Here is a 19774-nt window from a genome sequence, read left to right as displayed (position 1 = left end):
GGTGCCGCACCCCCCCGGGCGGCGCCGGGCCGGGGACGTGGCGCCGCGCGGTGTTGGCCCTGGCAGGTAGGGGTGGGTCCCTGTAACGTTGCAGCCGTTGCACGCGGTGACGTCACAATCATGGGATGGCCCGTTGTTGACGACATGGACCACGATCGAGCGGTAACGTAATTCTCGGCGTTACCACTGGGGAATTTCGACTTTGGCCTTTCGGTCTGCCGATCTGTGGTCGGCATCCCTTTTTGGGCTGCCTGGACGGTGAATCGCTGCGCGGCGGTTGGCATGATGGGGGACTTCTTTGTATTTACAAGAACGTGCTGACGAGTTAATGCTGTTCGACGTGCTGCGCACCGAGGTGGAGGCGCGCAGGAGGCAGGTCCTCGTGGTGTCCGGCCGGCCGGGTGCCGGGCGCACGGCGCTGCTGTCGGTGTTCGCCGAGCGCGCGCGGTCGGCCGGGTTCGACGTGGAGTGGGTCGGCATCTCCCGCTTCGAGCCGACCCTGCGCACCGACCTGCGGTTCACCCGCACCCCGCTGCTGCTGTGCGTCGACGACCTCCACCACGCCGACCGCGCGTCCGTGCGGAGCTTCGTCGGTTCGGTCCTCGCGAACCGCACCACCCCCGTCATCCTGGTGCTCAGCGTGCGGGAGGCCACCGAGACCTACCGGGAGATCACCGCCGAACTGCGCGACCACCGGCACTACCACCACATCTCCCTCACGACGCTGTCGGCGGACGGGGTGGCCGCGTTCGCCCGGACCGCGTTCTCCCTGGCCCTCAAGCCCGAGCAGGCGGCCGAGGTGCTGCGCCTGAGCGGCGGCAACCTGAACCTGGCCAGGATGGTCCTGGCCGACTGCGACAGCCAGGCCGCCGAGACCGGTGCCGACTGCCTGGTCCTCGGGCACGCCTTCAACCAGGCCGTGCGGCTGGTCATCGCGAAGCTGGAGCCGCAGGTCCGCGCGGTGGCCAGGGCCATCGCCGTGCTGGGCGCGCCCGGCACGCCCCGCGCGGTGGCCGACGTGGCGGGCACCGGCGTGGCCGAGGCCGAGCGGGCGATGGCCGAGCTGGGCGCCGTCGGCCTGCTGACCGACACGGGGTACCGGCACCCGGCCGCGGCCGAGGCCGTGCTGACGGACCTGTCGCTGCACGAGGCCCAGGTGCTGCACCTGCGCGTCGCCGAGACCCTGCGCGGCCTCGGCGCCCGGGCCCTGGACGTGACCAGGCACCTCGTCGCCGCGGACCACGTCGACGAGGACTGGAGCGGCTTCCTGGTGCACGAGGCCGTGGCCCAGGCCGTGGCGGTGCGCGACTGGGGCCTGGTGCACACGATCCTGCGCCTGGCGCTGCGGGGCGCCCGCGAGGACGAGAGCCGCGCGTTCATCCTGGAGCGGATCGCGCTCGTGCAGTCCGCCGTGGACCCCGACGCCTGCTGCCAGGCGTTCCACGAGGCCGCGACCGTGCGCTCCGAGCTCGACCTGTGGCACCGCTACTCGCCGGTGCTCGCCGAGCAGATGGTGCGGCGCGGCCGGGGGCGGGAGGCGGTGGCCAAGCTGACCGTCGTCACCGAGTCCGGCGACACCGACCTGGCCGCGGACCGGCTGCTGGTCCGCGGCGAGTACCCCGCCCTGCTCGCGGAGTGGCTGGAGGGCGCCGACGACCGCGCCGACGAGGGCCGCTCCGCGCGGCACGAGATGGCGTGGTCCCTGGCCACCGCCCTGACCTCGCCGCGGCGGGACCGCGAAGCCGCCCGGAGGGCCACCAACGCCCTCTACGGCTTCCCGCACGCGACCGAGGAGACCGCGCCGGCGATCGCCGCGGCGCTCACCGCGCTGGTGTACGCGGGGGAGAGCGAGACCGCGGGGTCGTTCGCCGAGCGGTTCGCCGAGGACTCCGCCCGGCAGCGGGTCCCGGTGTGGCAGGCGAGGTTCACGGCGGTCGGCGCCGAAGCCGCGCTGCGCCGGGGCAGGCACCGAGAGGCCGCGGCCAAGGCGACCAGGGCGCTGTCGCTGATCTCCACCCAGGCGTGGGGCGTGCGCGTCGCGTCGCCGATCGCCTGCGCGGTGCTGGCGCACCTGGCCACCGGCGACCGCGCCGGGGCGGCGGAGTACGTCAACCGCCCCCTGCCCGCCGCCGTGTTCGACTCCCGCCACGGGCCCGTCTACCTCTACGCGCGGGGGCACTTCAACCTGGCCACGGGCCGGGTGCGGGCCGGGCTCGCGGACTTCCGCAGCTGCGGCAGGCTGCTGGTCGACTGGGGCGTCGACCGGGAGAGCGTCGCACCCTGGCGGCTGGCCGCCGCGGGCGCCCTGCTCACCCTCGGCGACCAGGACGGCGCGATCGACCTGATCGAGGAGCGCATCGGCCAGGTCGAGGCGGTGCTCGGGGACGGGGAGGAGGCGGCGGGCGCCGGGCGCGACCGGCGCAGCGCGGTGCGCGAACAGGTGTTCAGCACCCTGGTCGCCGCCGCCGTGTCGGGCGACGTGCTCGGCGCGGTCGACTCCCTGCTGGCGGGCGGCCAGATCACCGTGCCTGCACCCCGGGTGCCCCGCTACAAGATCGAGGACCGGTACTCCAGCTACCTCAACAAGCTCAGCCGGTCGGAGCGGCAGGTCGCCCTGCTGGCCGCGAGCGGGTGCAGCAACCGCAACATCGCCCGGTCGCTGTCGGTGTCGGTCAGCACCGTCGAGCAGCACCTGACGCGCACCTACCGGAAGCTGCAGCTGGCGGGCAGGCAGGAGCTCCGGGCCAAGCTCGGCTGAACCGGCCCCGGTCGGCCTCCCGCCGAGGGGGAGGCCGACCGGGGCCGCGGCCCTCAGCGCGGCACCGTCGACCAGTCGGTGTCCGAGGCCAGGTGGAACCCCGGGTGGGACGGCTGGTTGTAGGCGGTCTGCTGCCGCGCGACCTCCACCCGGTACTGCGGGTCCTGCATCAACGAGTACATCTTGTGCCCGGTCACCTCGGTGCTCGCGCAGAACCGCAGCGCCGAGCTGTCGACCGTGCGCACCACCAGCTCCTCCCGCCAGTCGCCCAGCACGTCGGCCACCAGCGACGGGTTGCCCTTCGTCCCGTTGTCGGCCCGCGCACCGGTCGCGGTCAGCAGCACCCCGCGCCGCCAGTCCCGCACCACCGGCTCCGCCTCGCCCGAACCGTCCACCACCTGCGTGGTCAGGTCCGCCGCCCACCGGATGCCCTGGTTGGTCCCCGGGATCGCCTCCGACAACCGGCGCCCGTCGGCCGACCACAGGCCCACCGCCCCGGTCCCGCCCGGCGCCGACGCCCACGTCTCCAACCCCGGCACGTCCGGCAGCACGTCGCCCACCATGCCGTGCCCCAGCCGCTCCACCTCGCCCGGCCGCGCGCTGCCCGGCGGCAGCACGCCGAACGAGCTGTGGCGCAGCGTCCCGCCGTCGTCGACCGTGGCCGCGCCGTGGACGACCTCCTGCCTGCCGTCGCCGTCGACGTCCGCCGCGCTCAGCGAGTGCGCGCCCTGCGTGGCCAGCGCCCCGTGCGACGCGGAGGTGCCGTTGCGGTTGTGCACCGCGTCGTCGAACGGGTTGCCCACCGGCACCCACCCGCTGTCGACGAACCAGTCCCGCGCCAACCGGCGGCCGTCCCACCGGTAGGCCACCCCGGCCAGGAACCGGTCCACCCGGTTGCCCGGCTCGATCCTCGGCAACGCGTAGTCGCCCCGCATCAACCCGTCGTCGTGCCGCCCCGGCTCGTAGCGCACCGTCTGCAGCTCGCGGCCGGTCGCACCGTCGAGCGCCGTCAGGTACGTCCACGAAGTGGCCGACCAGCGCCCGCGCATCCACATCGGACAGCGGGTAGCCGTAGCGCACCGGGATGCCGAACGCCTGCTCCAGCGTCGTCGCGGTGCGAGTACCCGGCCCGCACGTCCTCGGGCGGCATCGTCACGTACCGCTGCGACACCACGCGCCCGCGCCGGTCGTAGGAGGTCACCCGCGTCCCCGGCGCCGTCTTGGGCATCATCTCCGACCGGCCGTCGCCGTCGAAGTCGTAGACCGGGAACTGCGTGTAGTGCGCGCCCGAGCGGATGTTCACCCCCGGGTCCACCCGGTGCAGCAGCGTGCCGTCCAGCCGGTAGGTGTCCACATGGGTCGGCCCGGTGTACCCGACCTGGGACACGTCCTCGGAGTTCGACGGGTCCCACTTCGCCACGTACTCGTAGCGGCCGTCGCCGTCCACGTCGCCGACGCTGACGTCGTTGGCCGAGTAGGTGTACGCCTCGCCGGCCGGCGTCACCCCGCCCGCGGGCCTGCGCAGCGGCAGGTCGTAGTGCCTCCCCACGGCGACACCGGCGCGCTCAGGTCCACCTGCCGGCCCCGCACCAGCGCCGCCACCTGGTAGCGCGAACCGCCGGCCGGCCCTGTGCCGTCCAGCCGTTCCAGCCGGGGACCCCGCCGGTGGCCCCGGCCGGGGGAGCGGACAGCACGAGCGCGAGCACCGCCAGTACGGCGAGCGCGGCTCGGTGACGGGTCATCGGCGGCCTCCAGGGGCGCGACCGGTGCGCGAGGTGCGGAACGACGACATGCGATGAACCGTTTCAACCAGCCGCCCAACGGAAGATGACGTTTAAGTTTCAACCTGGAAAGCGCTATCCTTGACGGCGTGATCCCGCTCACCTAGGTTGTTTGAACCGATTCAAACGAGAGGTGAGGGCGATGGGGCGAATGTCTCGCCGGGCGGCCGGCCTGCTGGTCGGGTTGCTGTCGGCGTCCGCCGCGCTGGCCGGGTGCGGCAGCGACTCCGCCGACGGCCCGGTGACGCTGCGGTTCGTCTGGTGGGGCAACGAGGACCGCGCCAAGGTCACCCGCGAGGCGGTCGAGGAGTTCCGGCGGCGCAACCCCGACATCAGGGTCGAGACCGAGTACAGCGGCTACGACGCCTACTTCCAGAAGCTGTCCACCCAGGTCGCGGGCGGTGCCGGGCCGGACCTGCTCCAGCTCGACCGGGCCACGCTCGGCGAGTACGCCGGGCGCAACGTGCTGGCCGCGCTCGACGAGTACGTGGGTAAGGCGCTCAAGGTCGACAGGATCTCGCCCGACCTGCTGGAGGGCGGCAAGGTCGACGGCAAGCAGTACGCCGTGGCCGGCGGCGCCACCACCCAGGTGCTGGTCTTCGACCCCACCCACTTCGAGGCCGCCGGCGCCAGGGTGCCCACCGCCGCGGGGGAGAGGTGGACCTGGGCGGAGTTCGCCGACGCGATGGCCAAGGTCGGCGCGGCCGGCACCGTCGCGGGCACCACCGACTTCGGCTGGGCCGTCGACTGGTTCGAGGTGTGGCTGCGCCAGCACGGCAAGCGGCTCTACACCGCCGAGGGCGGGCTCGGCTTCACCGCCGAGGACCTGACCCGGTACTGGGAGTCCATCGGCGCGCTGCGGGCCGGCAGGGGCGCCACCCCCGCCGAGGTGACCACCAAGATGGACGGGTCGGTGCAGAACTCCGGCATCGTCACCAGGCAGGCCGCCTCCGAGATCGGCTACGACTCCACCGTGACCGGCTACTTCGGGGCCTTCGGGACGGGCCTGAAGCTCGCGCCGCTGCCCAGCGACGTCGCCGAGACCGGCATGGCCGCGCTGCCGCCGGTGTCCTTCGCCGTCGCCCGGCGCTCCGAGCACAAGGAGGCCGCGGTCAAGCTGCTGGACTTCCTGCTCAACGACCCGGCGGCGGGCAAGCTGCTCGGCGCCTCCCGCGGCGTGCCGCCCAACGAGGAGATCCGCGCCCAGGTCTGCGCGGCCGCCGAGGGGGGCACCAAGGCGGTGTGCGACTACGAGGAGGCGCAGAAGGACAAGATCGGCCCCGCCTTCGGGGCCTGGCCGACCGGGGCCTCCGCGATCAAGCGCGACTTCCAGCGCACCTACGACGACGTGATCTTCGGCCGGGTCGGCGCGGCCGACGCCGCCCGGCGCGTGATCCAGGACGCCGAGAAGTCGCTGGGTTCCTGACGAGATGACGCAGTCCGCGCTGACCCGACCGGACGCCCTCGACCCCCCGCCGCCGGCGCCCGCGGGCACCGCGCGCCGGCGGCGGGGCCAGGGCGTCGCCTACCTGTTCCTGTCGCCGTGGATCGTCGGTGCCGCGCTGCTGACCATCGGACCGATGGTCGCGTCGCTGTACCTGTCGTTCACCGACTACGACCTGTTCGACAGCCCGGAGTGGGTGGGCTTCGACAACTACGCCACCATGTTCACCGGCGACGAGCGGTTCTGGCACGCGGCGTGGACCACGACCGAGTACGTGCTGCTGTCGGTGCCGCTGAAGCTGGCCCTGGCCCTGGCGGTGGCGCTGCTGCTCAACCGGCCGCGCCGGGGCGTGGGCCTGTACCGGTCGGCGTTCTACGCGCCGTCGCTGCTGGGTGCCAGCGTGAGCGTGGCGCTGGCGTGGCGGGCGCTGTTCTCCACCGACGGCACCGTGGACGAGGTGCTGGCCGGGCTCGGCATCGACACCGGCGGCTGGGTGGACCAGCCCCGGTACGCCCTGCTGACCCTGGTGGCGCTGGCCGCGTGGCAGTTCGGCGCGCCCATGGTGATCTTCCTGGCCGGTCTGAAGCAGGTGCCGCGCGAGCTGTACGAGGCGGCCGCGATCGACGGCGCGGGCCCGGCGCGGCGGTTGTTCGGCATCACGCTGCCCATGCTCTCGCCGGTGATCCTGTTCAACCTGGTGCTGGAGACCATCAACGCCTTCCAGGCGTTCACCGGCGCGTTCGTGGTCAGCAGCGGGCGGGGCGGGCCCAGCGACTCCACCCTGCTCTACCCGCTGTACCTGTACCAGCGGGGGTTCACCGACTTCCGGATGGGCTACGCCTCGGCGATGGCCTGGGTGCTGCTGGTCGTGGTGGCGGCGCTGACCGCCCTGGTGTTCCGCAGCTCCAGGCGGTGGGTGTTCTACGCGGGGGAGGACCGGTGACGACGTCCGGGAAGGTGCTGTGGCACGTCGTGGTGATCGGCGTGCTGCTGGTGCTGCTCTACCCGGTGGTGTGGCTGGTGTCGACGTCGTTCAAGCCCGCCACCGAGGTGCTGTCCACGCTCGCGCTGCTGCCCCGCGAGCCCACCGGGGACAACTACGCGCAGGTGTTCGACGGCGTGGGCGAGTTCGGCGTGCTGCACTACTTCCGGAACTCGCTGCTGGTCTCCGCCGGCGCGGTGGTCGGCAACGTGGTGTCGTGCTCGCTGGCCGCGTACGCCTTCGGGCGATTGCACTTCCGCGGCCGGGGGCCCATGTTCGGTTTCATGATGATCACCATCATGCTGCCGCACCACGTGGTGCTGATCCCGCAGTACGTGATCTTCCAGCAGCTGGGGGTGGTGAACACGTTCTGGCCCCTGGTGCTGCCCAAGTTCCTGGCCACCGACGCGTTCTTCATCTTCCTGATGGTCCAGTTCATCCGCACCCTGCCGCGCGAGCTGGACGAGGCGGCCACCCTGGACGGCTGCGGCCCCGCCGGTACCTTCCGGCACGTCATCCTGCCGCTGCTGCGCCCGGCGCTGATCACCACCGCGATCTTCACCTTCATCTGGAACTGGAACGACTTCTTCTCGCAGCTGATCTACCTCAACGACGCGGAGAAGTTCACCCTGCCGCTGGCGCTGCAGCTGTTCGTCGACCAGGCCACCGAGTCGGCGTTCGGGCCGATGTTCGCCATGTCGGTGCTGGCGCTGCTGCCCATCGGGCTGTTCTTCCTGGCGTTCCAGCGGTTCCTGGTGGACGGTGTGGCCACCTCCGGGTTGAAGGGGTAGGGCAATGGGCACGTGGGTTCGCCCGCTGGCGCTGCTGGCGGAGGTGCTGCTGATCGGCGTGCTGGTGTGCCTGGCGGCGCTGCCGGTGCTGACCGCGGCACCGGCGCTGGCCGCCGGGTCGGTGCTGCTGCGGGAGCTGGTCGACGGGGGCCGCACGCCCACCGCGCGGCGGTTCGCTGTGCTGGTGGGGCGGGGGCTGCGCGACCCGGTGGCGCTGCTGGTGCCGCCCGCCCTGCTCGTCGTCGGCGCCCTGGACCTGCTCGCGCTGGCCGGCGGGTTGCCGGGATCGGCGGTGCTGGGCCCGGTGATCGGGGTGGCGCTGGCCGCCGCGCTGCTGCTGGTGCTGCGCACGGCCGCGCGGTGGCGGCCCGGCGACCGGTGGGCCGCCCTGCTCGCCGAGCCCGCCCGCGACCCCGTCGGCTACGCCTACCTGGTCGGCGCGCTGGCGGTGGCCTCGCTGGTGGTCGTGCAGGCACCCGCGTTCGCCGTGGTCGTGCCCGGCCTGCTGGTGTTCGCCGCGGTCGCGGTGGAGCGCCGGTGACCCCGCGCGTGGTGCTCGCCGGCGCCTTCGGCTACGGGCGGCTCTACCTGCGCGAGATCGCCGCGCTGGAAGCTGCAGGGCGGGTGGAGCTGGCCGGCGTGTGCGAGGTGAAGGCCCTCGACGAGGAGGCGCGGCGGCTCGTCGGCGACCGGCCCGTGTCCGCCGACCCGGGCGAACTGCTGCCCGGCGCGGACATCGGCATCGTGTCCACCCCCATCCACACCCACGTCGGCCTGGCCCACCGGGTGCTGGACGCGGGCGCCCACCTGCTGCTGGAGAAACCGCCCACCGCCACCCTCGCCGACTGGCGCGCGCTGGTCGCGCGGGCCGCCGGGCGGCCGGTGCAGGTCGGCTTCCAGAGCCTGGGCTCGCACGCGGTGCGCCGCTTGGCCGACCTGATGGGGTCGGGCGGGCTGGGCGAGGTGCGGGGCATCGGCGTGCGCGGCACGTGGTCGCGCGACGACGCCTACTACACCCGCGCGCCCTGGGCCGGCCGCCGCACCCTCGACGGCGCCCCGGTCGTCGACGGCGCCCTGACCAACCCCTTCGCCCACGGCATCGCCACCGCCCTGGCGCTCGACGGCAGCACCGGCGTCGACGACGTGGACGACATCGCGCTGGAGCTGCTGCGCGCCCGCGACATCGAGGCCGACGACACCTCGTGCCTGCGGCTGCGCACCCGCCGCGGCACGGTCGTGGTGGTCGCGGTGACGCTGTGCGCCGAGGTCGCCGAGGAACCCGTGCTCGTCGTGCACGGCAGCCGCAGGCGCGCCGAGCTGCACTACACCCGCCACGCGCTGGTGGTCGACGGCATCGAGGAGCGGCACGGCCACGACACCCCGCTGGCCAACCTGCTCGACCACCTGGCCGACCCCGCCGTGCCGCTGAACTCGCCGCTGACCGCCACCGGCGCGTTCACGCGCGTGCTGGAGGAGGTGCGCACCGCGCCCGAACCGCTGCCGATCGACTCGGCGTGGCTGCGCCGCAACGGCGACCGCGTCGACGTGGACGGCGTGGACTCCGCGGTCACCAGGGCCGCCGAGCGGCTGCGCACCTTCGGCGAGCTGGAGGTGCCCTGGTCACCGCTGGGCGCCGCCGCCCGCTACGGCTGGGACCGCGCCGCGTTGCCGCTGGTCGTGCCGCGGCCCGCGCTGCACCCGGTGCGGACCCTCGGCGGCACCGTGGTCACCGGCGAGCACCCCGACGACCACCCGTGGCACCGGGGCATCGGCCTGGCACTGCCCGACGTGAACGGCGTCAACCTGTGGGGCGGCCGCAACTACGTGCCCGGCCGGGGCTACGAGCCCGGCGAGCTGGGCGTGGTCCGCGAGCTGGCGCACGGCGAACCCGGCCCCGACGAGCTGGCCTGGTGCGACGCGGGCGGCCGGGTGCTGCTGCGCGAGCGGCGGCGGGTGCGGCGCCGGTTCGTCGAGGGCGGCTGGGAGCTGGAGTGGACCAGCGTGCTGTCCGCCGATCGCGAGGTGGTCCTGCACAGCCCCGGCAGCAAGGGCCGGGCCGGCGCCGGCTACGGCGGCTGGTTCTGGCGGCTGCCCGACCTCGACCCGGCCACCGTGCACGTGTTCACCTCCGGCGGGTCGGGGGAGGACCAGGTCAACGGGCGGCCCGCCCCGTGGCTGGCGGTGGTGGTGTCCGACCCGCAACGCCCGTGGACCGCGCTGGTGTCCGGGCCGACCGACCCGTGGTTCGTGCGCGTGCGGCAGTACCAGGGCATCGGCTCGGCACTGGCCTGGGACCGGCCGCTGGTGCTGGCGCCGGGGCAGGAGCGGGAGATCACCGTGCGGGTGGCCTTCCACGACGGCGTCCGCCCGCCGTGATCCCGGGAGCGGGGTGTTCCCGGTCCCTTCCCGTTCTTCCCGGAGGTCGACGTGCGACGTGTGTGCTTCCTGCTGCGGGTCCGCCCCGAGCGGATGGCCGAGTACCGCGAACGGCACCGCGAGGTGTGGCCGGAGATGCGACGGGCGCTGCGGGAGACCGGCTGGGGCAACTACACCCTCTTCCTGGCCGACGACGGCCTGCTCGTCGGCTACCTGGAAACCCCCGACTGGGACGCCGCCCGGCGCGGCATGCGCGACCGCGAGGTCAACGACCGGTGGCAGGCCGAGATGGCCGAGTTCTTCACCGCCCTCGACGGCCGGGACCCCGACGAGGCCATGCGCCCCCTGACCGAGGTCTTCCACCTGGACTGAGGGCGGGACCGGCCCGGGTCACCCGTCGTCGCGCCCGTCCTCCCCCGGTGCCGGCCCGAGGTCGTCGAGCTGCCGCCGGACGCGTTCGGCCTCGGCGTCGCGGCCCTGCTGCCGCAACAGCTCCAGCGCCTCCCGCCACGCGGCGCGGGCCCGGTCGGGTCGGCCCAGGGCGGCGAGGGGGTGGCCGAGGTTGTCCAGGGTGGTGGCGGTCTCGGCGGCGTTGCCCAGGGTGCGGTACAGCGCGAGCGCCCGCCGGTAGTGGTCGACGGCCCGCCGGTGGTGCCCGGTGAGGTGTTCGACGTAGCCCAGGCTGTCGAGGGTGGCCGCCTCGCCCTCGGGGTAGCGGTGGCGGCGGTGCAGGGCCAGCGCGGCCCGGCAGTGGTCGCGGGCGGTGTCGTGGTCGCCCAGGCGGGCGGCGTACCAGCCCACCAGGTTGAGCGCGGAGGCCACCCACGCGGGCCGCCCGACGGCGCGGTAGCACTCCAGGGCGCGGCGGGAGTGCTCCAGGGCCCGCCGGTCGTCCCCCGACCGCCCCCACACCGGCGCGAGGATGTGGTGGGTCAGCGCCTGCTCCAGGGGGTCGTGGTGGTGCTCGGCCAGTTCGAGCGCCCGGTGCAGGTGCCCGATGGCCCGCTCGTGCTGCCCGAGGTCGGCGTGGGCGTCACCGAGGAGCCGGTGGCTGCGGATGCGGGCGACGGGGTCGGGCAGCCGCTCGGCGGCCTCGACGGCCGTCCGCCACACCGCCAGCGCGTCGTGGCGGTGCCCGCGCCGGCGCTGGAAGGTGTAGAGGGTCCAGGCCAGGTGCCAGACGGTCTGGTGGCGGTGGTGGGCGGCGGCGGTGCGCTGGGCGGCGAGCAGGTGGGGGTGGTGGGTGTCCAGCCAGGTCAGCGCGGCGGCGTGGTCGGGCAGCGGCTCGGGGTCGGTCCCGGGGGCGGGCGGGGCGAGCCGGATCGGCGGGCGGTGGGGCTGCAGGAGGTGTTCGGCCGTGTGGGACGTGTGCAGGTAGTGGTCGACCACCCGGTCCAGCGCCGCCCGCCGCACCGGTTCGGGCAGGTCGTGGGCCGTGGTGGCGGCGTAGGCGCGGACCAGGTCGTGCATCGCGTAGCGGCCGTGCGGGCGCCGGTCGAGCAGGGAGGCGTCCTCCAGGGTGTGCAGGGCCTTGCGCGTCCGGGCCGGCGGCAGACCGGTGAGCGAGGTGGCGGCGGGCAGGTCGATGTCGGGGCCGGGGGCGGTGCCGAGCAGCGCGAACACCCGCCGCTGCTCGTCGGTGAGGCGGCGCAGGGACCACGAGAGCACGGCGGGCAGGCTGGCGGCCGGGTCCGTGTCGTGGTCGAGCGCTTCCAGGCCCAGGTCGCGCAGCTCGGCGGCGAGTTCGGCGAGCGGGACGCGCGGGTGGGTGGCGGCGTGGCGGGCGGTGATCGCCAGGGCGAGCGGGTGGCGCCCGCACAGCTCGACCAGGTCGTCGGTCACGGTGTCGTCGGTCAGCCGGCCGCCGAGGCGGGCGGCGAGCAGGGTTCGGGCCTCGGCGGGGGTGAGGACGTCCAGGTGCAGGTGGCGGGCGCCGTACCGGTCGATCAGGGAGGGCAGGGTGGTGCGGCCGGTGACCAGCACGGTGCACGTGGGCGTGCCGGGCAGCAGCGGGACGACCTGGTCGGCGGTGGCGGCGTTGTCCAGCACCACCAGCACGCGCCGCCCGGCCACCAGACCCCGGTACGACCCGGCCAGGGCGTCCAGGTCCGCGGGCAGGCCGTCGGGGTCGGCGCCGAGGGCGGTGAGGAAGCCGCGCACCGCGTCCGCGGGGTCGGTCGGCTGCCCGGTGGGGCTGAAGCCGTGCAGGTCGACGAACAGCTGGCCGTCCGGGAAGCGGTCGAGGTTGCGGTGGGCCCAGGTCAGGGCGAGGCAGGTCTTGCCGATCCCGCCGGCACCGCCGATCGCCGAGATCACCACCGACCTGCCGGCCGGACCACCCGCCGCCGCGGACTTCCCCGCCACCGACCTGCCCGCCGCCACCGGAACGTCCGAGTCACCGCCCAGGACGCGGTCCAGCGCGGCCAGCTCCACCACCCGCCCGGCGAACACCCCCGGCGCGGCGGGCAGTTGTCGCGGCACCACCGGCGCGGACGGCGGCGAGGGCGCGTGCAGGTGCACGTCACCGTGCACCACCCCGACCTGCACCACCGAGCCCGCGTCACCGGAGACCGCGTTGCGGACCTCGACCTGGGGCCCGCCGTCGCGGACGGCGGGCCCCGGGTCGTCGGGTTGCCCGGGCGCGGCAGGCACCACCGGAGGACACCTTCCCGATCCGGTCGTCGACTGGTGCATCCAGCGTTCTACCACACCACCGGGCCGTCGCCGCGATTCACCCGCTCGCCCGAACCCGTCGCGCTCCCGTCGCGCTCAGGAACGCCGCGGCGAGAGCGTCGCCGGTCTGCGCCGCACCCGGCGGCGCAGCGTCGTGGTGTGCCCGGTGCTCGGGCGGTCGAACTCGGCGTCCACCGCGGACAGGCGCAGGTCCGGCCGCGCCAGCGCCCGCGCCGCCGCCCGGCTCAGCGCCGAGGGCACGCCCGCGCTGCGCGACAGCACCGCCACGACCGCCGCGGGTTCCGCGGCGACCCGCTGCTCGCCGAGGTGGCCGGCCAGCAGCTGCCGGGACTCGCCGTGCCCCAGCGCGCCCAGCCCGACGCAGTGCGCGCCGTGCGTGGCGACCAGGTCGGTCAGCGGGGCGGGGCTGGTGATCAGCACGGTGTTCGCCGCGCTGCCGGGCAGCAGCGGCAGCACCTGCCCGCAGTCGGCCACGTCGTCGACCATCACCAGCACCCGCCTGCCCGCGACCAGGCTGCGGTACAGCGCCGCGCGCACCCCGGGGTCCGGCGGCACCGCGCCGGGCGCGACGCCGAGCGCGTCGAGGAAGCCGCGCAGCGCCGCGGCCGGGTCACCGTGCGCACCACCCAGGTCGGCGTACAACTGGCCGTCGGGGAACAGGTGCGTCCGCGCCTGCGCCCACCGCAGCGCCAGCGCGGTCTTGCCGATGCCGCGAGGCCCGTGCACCACCGCGATCGCCGCGGCCGGGCAGGCGTCGGACCCCGCGGTCAGGCAGCGGTCCAGCGCCCCCAGCTCGTCGGTGCGGCCGACGAACAGCCGGGGCGGCGTCGGCAGTTGGCGCGGCACGGGCCGGCGCGCCACCACCTGCTGCCGCAGCTCCGGGTCGCCGGTGAGGATGCGGTGGTGCAGCGCCCGCAGCGTCGACCCCGGGTCGGTGCCCAGCTCGTCGGCCAGGCGGGCGCGGATCGCGTCGAACCGCCGCAGCGCCTCGTCCTGCCGCCCGCTGCGGTAGGCGGCGAGCATGAACTGGTGGGCCAGCCGCTCGTCCAGCGGGTGCTCCTCGGCCATCGCGAACAGCGTCGGGAGCAGCCGGTGGTGCCGCCCGCCGCGCAGCGCCGCGTCGTTGCGATCCATCTCCACGGCCAGCCGCTCCTGGAGCAGGTGCTCGCGCACCGCGTCGAACCACGGCGACTCCAGCCCCGCGAACGGCTCGCCCCGCCACAGCCCCAGCGCCGCGTCGAACAGCGCCTGGTCGTCGTCGGCACGCGCCCGCTCGGCCAACTGCCGGAACCGGTGCACGTCCACCGCCGCCGGGTCCACGGCGAGGCAGTAGCCCTCCGGCCTGCTCACCACCCGCGCCTCGGCGGTGGCGTCCAGCGCCCGCCGCAGGTGGTGGACGTACCCGTACAACGTGGTGCGCACCCGCACCGGCGGCTTCTCCGCCCAGATCCGGTCGATCAGCGCGTCCACCGGCACCGGCCGGTTCGCGTCGACCAGCAACGCGGCCAGCACGCTGCGCTGACGCCGGTGGCCCACGTCCAGCGCGATCCCGCGGACCAGGCAGGACACGTCCCCCAGCAGCCTGAGTTCAACCCCCACAGCTCCCCCCGTGGTGAGGCGTCAAGCCGCACATCATGTCACCCGCACCGACCGCCGACAGCCGCCGAAGGGGCCGGCCACGGCCGTGAGCAGCGGGTCCAAGACATGTCCAAGTCGCAGCCAATCCGCGTCGGCCAGCCTCGTCGCCGACGCGCCCACCGCAGCGGTCCCGTCCGGCCCGCCGGGCGCGTCGAGGAGAGGGGAAACCGATGAAACGCGTTCTGCTCCTGCTCGCGGGGGTCGCACTCCTGCTGTTCGGCTCGGCCGTGGCGGCGAACGCCGAGCCGGTCGAGCGCACGGTCGACGAGGTGTCGGCCATGGCGGCGCCCGCCGGCTGCGACCTCGGCAACGTCTGCTTCTGGGTCAACAGCGGGTACCGCGACGGGCCGGGCCAACTGGCCGGCACCAACAACGACTGGCGCGTGTTCGCCCACGGCAGCTGCCCGGGCGACACCTGGAACAACTGCGCGTCCTCCGTCTACAACCACGGCAGGTCCTGCTGGGCCTACCTGTGGGACGGCTTCAACCGGACGCTCGGCACGCTGGGCAACATCGGCCTCAACCGCGAGGTCGGCATCTCCAACCTGGCCGACTGGGGCTTCAACGACGCGGCCAGCTCCAACTCCTGGTCCAACTGCGTCTGACACCGCCACCCGCCCCGCCGACCCGACCGCGGGGTCGGCGGGGCACCCCGAGTGCCCGGAGGTCGTCGTGCCGCTGCGCCCCGCGTTGCCGTTGCTCCTCGTGCTGGCCGTCGCCGCCTGCACCGCCCCGGCCGAGGACCCGTCGTTCGACCTGCTCACCAGGACCGGCTCCTACGAGCGGCGCGACCAGGCCCTCGCCTCCGCCGAGCACCGCCTCATCGCCCGGTGCATGGCCGAGCGCGGTTTTCCCCTCCGGGCCGAGGCCGAGCGCCGCCCGGAGGAGCAGTTCACCCCGGAGTACCGCCGCACCCGGGGCTACGGCCTCTACGCGCAGTACGCGGCGCAACCAGGGGACGTGCCCGCCGGCGACGCGTACGTGCGCGGCCTCGACGAGGCCGGCCGCACCGCCTACGACCGCGCCCTGCTGGGCGAGGAGCGCGAGCGGCGCGCGATCCGGGTCGGCGACGCCGACTCCGTCGTGTCCTTCCCCGGCGGCGGCTGCACCGCCGCGGCCCAGCAGGCCCTCTACGGAGACGTCGTCCGGTGGGCCGAGATCACCTACCTGCCACCGGTGCTGCACCGGGAGGTGGCCGAGCAGGTGGGGGAGGACCCCCGCTACCGGGAGTCGGTCGGCCCCTGGGCCGCGTGCATGGCCGACCGCGGCTTCCCGGTCGACTCGTCGGAGGACGCACAGGACGAACTCAGGCAGCTCTACGCCGCCCGGGGGGCCACGGAGGAGCTGCGCGCGCGGGAGATCGCCACCGCCGTCGCCGATGGCGACTGCGCCGATCTGCTCGGCGTGCCCGAGCTGGTGCTGCGGATCAAGCGGGAGCTGGTCGGGCGGATGCCCGAGGGCGAGCGCGAGGACCTGCGCCGCGTCGCGGGGGAGTGGAGCGCCGCGGCCGCCAGGGCGGAGGAGGGGTAACCCGACGTGGCCTGCCCGACCCGGCCCCACTCGACCCGACCCGGCCCGCCGCACCTCGACCCCGCGGCAGCCGCGCCCCATCCCCAAGATCAGCACCCACCCACCAGGTGAAACGATTTAACGCTGCTCGCACCCGTTATGATCACACCGGGCCGCGCGCGGCCGGACGTGCCGTCGCCGGGTAGGCTCGCGTCCTTCACACCTTTTCTGCCGCCGAGGAGGCGTGGTGGGGTCACCGGTGAGCATTCGCGACGTGGCGACGCGCGCGAAGGTGTCCGTGGGCACCGTCTCCAACGTCCTGAACCGCCCCGAGGTCGTCGCGCCGGCGACCCGCGAGCGCGTGCTGGGCGCGATCGAGGAACTGGGCTTCGTGCGCAACGACGCCGCCCGCCAACTGCGCTCGGGCACGCCGCGCGCCATCGGCCTGGTGGTGCTGGACGTGGGCAACCCGTTCTTCACCGACGTGGCGCGCGGCGTGGAGGACACCGCCAGCGACGCCGGGCACGCGGTCATCCTGTGCAACAGCGACGAGTCGGCCCAGCGCGAGGCCAGGCACGTGGAGCTGCTGGCCGAGCAGCGGGTGCACGGCGTGCTGATCACCCCCGTGGACACCGACCTGGCCGCGGTGCGCAGGCTGCGCGCCCGGGGCATGTCGGTGGTGCTGCTCGACCACCCGACCGACGAGCCGGACCTGTGCTCGGTGGCGGTGGACGACCGGGCGGGCGGCGAGCTGGCGCTGACCCACCTGCTGGCCGAGGGCTACGGGCGGATCGTGATGGTCAACGGGCCCTCGCACATCCACCAGGCCCGGCAGCGGCTGGAGGGCGCGCTGGACGCGGTGCGCAAGGCGGGGCGGGCGGAGTCGGTGCTGGAGGAGCTGAAGGTGCCCGCGCTCAACGTGGCCAGCGGGCAGCGCGCGGCCGAGCAGCTGCTGGCCCGCTCCACCCGGCCGGACGCGGTGTTCTGCGCCAACGACCTGCTCGCGCTGGGCGTGCTCCAGGTGCTGGTGCGGGCCGGGGTGCGGGTGCCCGACGAGATCGCCATCGTCGGCTACGACGACATCGACTTCGCCGCGGCCGCGGCCGTGCCGCTGACCTCGGTGCGCCAGCCCCGGCAGCTGATCGGCCGCACCGCCGCGGAGCTGGTGATCGCGGAGACCATGACGCCGGGGGAGCACCGGCACCGGCACGTGCTGTTCGCCCCGGAGCTGGTGGTGCGCGACTCCAGCCGGAAGGTCCGCCGTTGAGACAAAAGTTCAGCCGTTGAACCGTTGCAGGGGGTAAATCCTCTGCTCCGCCCGGATGTTCGCATCGCGGGACCGGGACAGTGATGAATCGTTTCATCCTTGACGCTGTCGGTGCGCCGGTGCTGTCATGTGGCGGAGACAGGGCGTTACCCGGCAACTTTCTGGGAGCGCTCCCAGAACCCGAGTGCGAATGGAGCAACGGTGCTCACCAACTCGTTCAGGGTGCGGGCGATCGCTGCCGCCACGGCGATCAGCGCGCTGACGGGCGGCCTGGTGGTCGCGGGGGTGGCCTCCGCCGCCCCGGGCTGCGGCGTCGACTACGTGGTGCAGAACAGGTGGGAGGGCGGGTTCTCCGCCAACGTCACGATCAGGAACGTGGGCGACCCGGTCGACGGCTGGCGCCTGGTGTGGGACTTCCCCGGCGCCGAGCGGTTCGCGCAGGGCTGGAACGCGGAGTTCGCCGCCTCGGGCGCGAGCGTGACCGCGTCCAACGTGGACTGGAACCGCGCGATCCCGACCGGTGGCGCGGTGTCGTTCGGCTTCAACGGCACGACGACCGGCACCAGCGTGGGCGTGCCCACGTCGTTCACGCTCAACGGCACCCCGTGCACCGGCGTCGCGCCGACCACGACCACCACGACGACCGCCACGTCCACGACCACCACGACCACCACGACCAACGGCCCCGCGCCGAGCGACCCGACGGGCCGCAAGCAGGCCGAGCGGCTGGACCGGGGCGTGATCAGCATCCGGTCGGGCAGCGCGAACCTGGTGAGCTGGCGGTTGCTGGCCGGCGACCCGAGGGACGTCGGGTTCAACGTCTACCGGGGTGGTACGAAGGTCAACTCCTCACCGATCACCGCCTCGACGAACTACCTGGACAGCGGCGCGGCCGCCGACGCCTCCTACACCGTGCGCGCGGTCGTGGGCGGGGTGGAGCAGCCCGCCTCGCCGGCCTCGCTGTCGTTCGGCTCGGGCTACCTGGACGTGCCGATCCAGTCCCCGGGCAGCACCTACAGCGCCAACGACGCCAGCGTCGGCGACCTCGACGGCGACGGCGACTACGAGTTCGTGCTCAAGTGGGACCCGGCGGACGCCAAGGACAACTCGCAGAGCGGCGTGACCGGCAACGTCTACGTCGACGCCTACCGCCTGGACGGCACCCGGCTGTGGCGCATCGACCTCGGCCGCAACATCCGGGCGGGCGCGCACTACACCCAGTTCCAGGTCTACGACTACGACGGCGACGGCCGGGCCGAGGTGGCGATGAAGACCGCCGACGGCACCCGCGACGGCCGCGGCACCGTGATCGGCAGCGCGAGCGCCGACTACCGCAACTCCAGCGGCTACATCCTGTCCGGTCCGGAGTTCCTGACCATGTTCAACGGCCTGACCGGCGCGGCCGTGTCGACGGTGAACTACGACCCGCCGCGCGGCACGGTCTCGTCGTGGGGCGACAGCTACGGCAACCGCGTGGACCGGTTCCTGGCGGGCACCGCGTACCTGGACGGCGCCCGCCCGTCGTTGATCATGGCGCGCGGCTACTACACCCGCGCGGTCATCGCGGCCTGGGACTTCCGCAACGGGCAGCTCACCAAGCGCTGGACGTTCGACTCCAACGCCTCGGGCAACTCCGGCTACGCGGGCCAGGGCAACCACGCCCTGAGCATCGCCGACGTCGACCAGGACGGCCGGGACGAGATCGTCTACGGCGCCGCCGCGATCGACGACAACGGCCGCGGCCTGTGGACCACCGGCCTCGGGCACGGCGATGCCGCCCACGTCGGCGACCTGGACCCGTCGCGGCCGGGCCTGGAGTACTTCAAGGTCTCCGAGGACACCTCCAAGCCGGGGTCCTGGTTCGCCGACGCCCGCACCGGGCAGCGGCTGTGGACCACCGCGTCGGGCAGCGACAACGGCCGCGGCGTGTCCGGTGACATCTACGCGGGCAGCCCCGGCGCCGAGTCCTGGTCCAGCGCCGACGGCAGCCTGCGCAGCCCCTCCGGCGCCAACGTCGGCCGCAAGCCGTCCTCGACCAACTTCCTGATCTGGTGGGACGGCGACCCCACCCGGGAACTGCTCGACCAGACCCGCGTCGACAAGTACGGCACCGGCGGCGACACCCGCCTGCTCACCGGTTCGGGGGTCCACTCCAACAACGGCACCAAGGCCACCCCGTCCCTGTCCGGTGACATCCTGGGCGACTGGCGCGAGGAGGTCGTCTGGCCCACCAGCGACAACACCGCGCTGCGCGTCTACGCCACGCCGAACCAGACCGACCGGCGCATCCCGACCCTGATGCACGACACCATGTACCGGGTCGCCATCGCCTGGCAGAACACCGCCTACAACCAGCCGCCGCACCCGAGCTTCCACATCGGCAACGGCATGGCCACCCCGCCGTGGCCGGACGTGTACTACGCGGGCTAGTCACCCTCCGCAGCCGGTGACCCGTCCCCGTGGGGTGGGTCACCGGCCGTTCGGGTGTGAGCGGCGGCCGAACGGGGTACCTGCCCGGGGATCGAGCGGAGGTA

General features: G+C 74.2%; 15 protein-coding genes. 11 read left to right on the top strand and 4 right to left on the bottom strand.

Going from position 1 to position 19774, the window contains the following annotated elements:
• Positions 1–328 precede the first annotated feature (328 nt).
• Positions 329–2758, top strand: coding sequence for a helix-turn-helix transcriptional regulator (locus EKG83_RS24435; RefSeq protein ID WP_033435764.1), 2430 nt, complete (start codon positions 329–331; stop codon positions 2756–2758).
• A 53-nt stretch (positions 2759–2811) separates the two neighbouring features.
• On the opposite strand, the gene EKG83_RS24430 is transcribed toward EKG83_RS24435, so the two are convergent.
• Complete coding sequence (locus tag EKG83_RS24430) at positions 2812–3813, bottom strand: rhamnogalacturonan lyase family protein (protein ID WP_153278345.1); 1002 nt, start codon at positions 3811–3813, stop codon at positions 2812–2814.
• Positions 3768–4307, bottom strand: coding sequence for a rhamnogalacturonan lyase family protein (locus tag EKG83_RS24425; RefSeq protein ID WP_051767047.1), 540 nt, complete (start codon positions 4305–4307; stop codon positions 3768–3770). The genes EKG83_RS24430 and EKG83_RS24425 overlap by 46 nt, the downstream gene beginning before the upstream one ends.
• A 374-nt stretch (positions 4308–4681) precedes the next feature.
• On the opposite strand from EKG83_RS24425, the gene EKG83_RS24420 reads away from it, so the two are divergent.
• From EKG83_RS24420 to EKG83_RS24395, 6 genes are read left to right on the top strand one after another with little or no spacing between them, the layout of a single operon-like run.
• Entirely contained in the window at positions 4682–5965 is a 1284-nt protein-coding gene (locus EKG83_RS24420; protein WP_051767046.1) for an ABC transporter substrate-binding protein, read from the top strand.
• A gap of 4 nt (positions 5966–5969) precedes the next feature.
• Positions 5970–6926 (top strand): carbohydrate ABC transporter permease, encoded by a 957-nt coding sequence (locus tag EKG83_RS24415; protein WP_033435763.1) that lies wholly within the window; start codon positions 5970–5972, stop codon positions 6924–6926.
• The gene (locus EKG83_RS24410; RefSeq protein ID WP_033435762.1) at positions 6923–7756 is read left to right on the top strand and encodes a carbohydrate ABC transporter permease; all 834 of its coding nucleotides are present in this window, start codon (positions 6923–6925) and stop codon (positions 7754–7756) included. Before EKG83_RS24415 ends, EKG83_RS24410 begins: the two co-directional genes overlap by 4 nt.
• A gap of 4 nt (positions 7757–7760) precedes the next feature.
• Positions 7761–8297 (top strand): hypothetical protein, encoded by a 537-nt coding sequence (locus EKG83_RS24405; RefSeq protein WP_033435761.1) that lies wholly within the window; start codon positions 7761–7763, stop codon positions 8295–8297.
• Positions 8294–10132 carry a DUF6807 family protein gene (locus EKG83_RS24400; RefSeq protein WP_051767045.1) on the top strand — a complete coding sequence of 613 codons (1839 nt, stop codon included), beginning with the start codon at positions 8294–8296 and terminating at the stop codon, positions 10130–10132. Before EKG83_RS24405 ends, EKG83_RS24400 begins: the two co-directional genes overlap by 4 nt.
• 51 nt (positions 10133–10183) lie before the next feature.
• Positions 10184–10504 (top strand): L-rhamnose mutarotase, encoded by a 321-nt coding sequence (locus EKG83_RS24395; RefSeq protein WP_033435760.1) that lies wholly within the window; start codon positions 10184–10186, stop codon positions 10502–10504.
• 18 nt (positions 10505–10522) lie between these two features.
• Here the strand turns inward: EKG83_RS24395 and EKG83_RS24390 are convergent, their stop codons facing one another.
• Both EKG83_RS24390 and EKG83_RS24385 read right to left on the bottom strand, forming a co-directional pair.
• Positions 10523–12784 (bottom strand): ATP-binding protein, encoded by a 2262-nt coding sequence (locus EKG83_RS24390; protein WP_228122183.1) that lies wholly within the window; start codon positions 12782–12784, stop codon positions 10523–10525.
• A gap of 117 nt (positions 12785–12901) precedes the next feature.
• Positions 12902–14425, bottom strand: coding sequence for an AfsR/SARP family transcriptional regulator (locus tag EKG83_RS24385; RefSeq protein ID WP_051767044.1), 1524 nt, complete (start codon positions 14423–14425; stop codon positions 12902–12904).
• Positions 14426–14634: 209 nt separating this feature from the next.
• Here EKG83_RS24385 and EKG83_RS24380 point away from each other — a divergent pair, with 209 nt between their 5' ends.
• The 4 genes from EKG83_RS24380 to EKG83_RS24365 all read left to right on the top strand — a co-directional run bounded on the left by EKG83_RS24380 (position 14635) and on the right by EKG83_RS24365 (position 19670).
• Complete coding sequence (locus EKG83_RS24380; RefSeq protein ID WP_033435759.1) at positions 14635–15069, top strand: peptidase inhibitor family I36 protein; 435 nt, start codon at positions 14635–14637, stop codon at positions 15067–15069.
• A 67-nt stretch (positions 15070–15136) separates the two neighbouring features.
• Positions 15137–15994: a hypothetical protein gene (locus EKG83_RS24375; RefSeq protein WP_033435758.1), complete on the top strand. Its 858-nt coding sequence runs from the start codon at positions 15137–15139 to the stop codon at positions 15992–15994.
• A gap of 226 nt (positions 15995–16220) precedes the next feature.
• On the top strand, positions 16221–17240 hold the full coding sequence (locus EKG83_RS24370) for a LacI family DNA-binding transcriptional regulator (RefSeq protein ID WP_033435771.1): 1020 nt from the start codon (positions 16221–16223) through the stop codon (positions 17238–17240).
• A 201-nt stretch (positions 17241–17441) separates the two neighbouring features.
• Positions 17442–19670, top strand: a complete 2229-nt coding sequence (locus EKG83_RS24365) for a rhamnogalacturonan lyase family protein (RefSeq protein ID WP_153278344.1) — start codon at positions 17442–17444, stop codon at positions 19668–19670.
• Positions 19671–19774 lie beyond the last annotated feature (104 nt).

Origin of the sequence: Saccharothrix syringae (assembly GCF_009498035.1) — a bacterium.
Taxonomy (GTDB): Bacteria; Actinomycetota; Actinomycetes; order Mycobacteriales; family Pseudonocardiaceae; genus Actinosynnema; species Actinosynnema syringae.
Note: the sequence above shows the minus strand (reverse complement) of the source record. Positions and strands in the feature narration are given on the sequence as shown.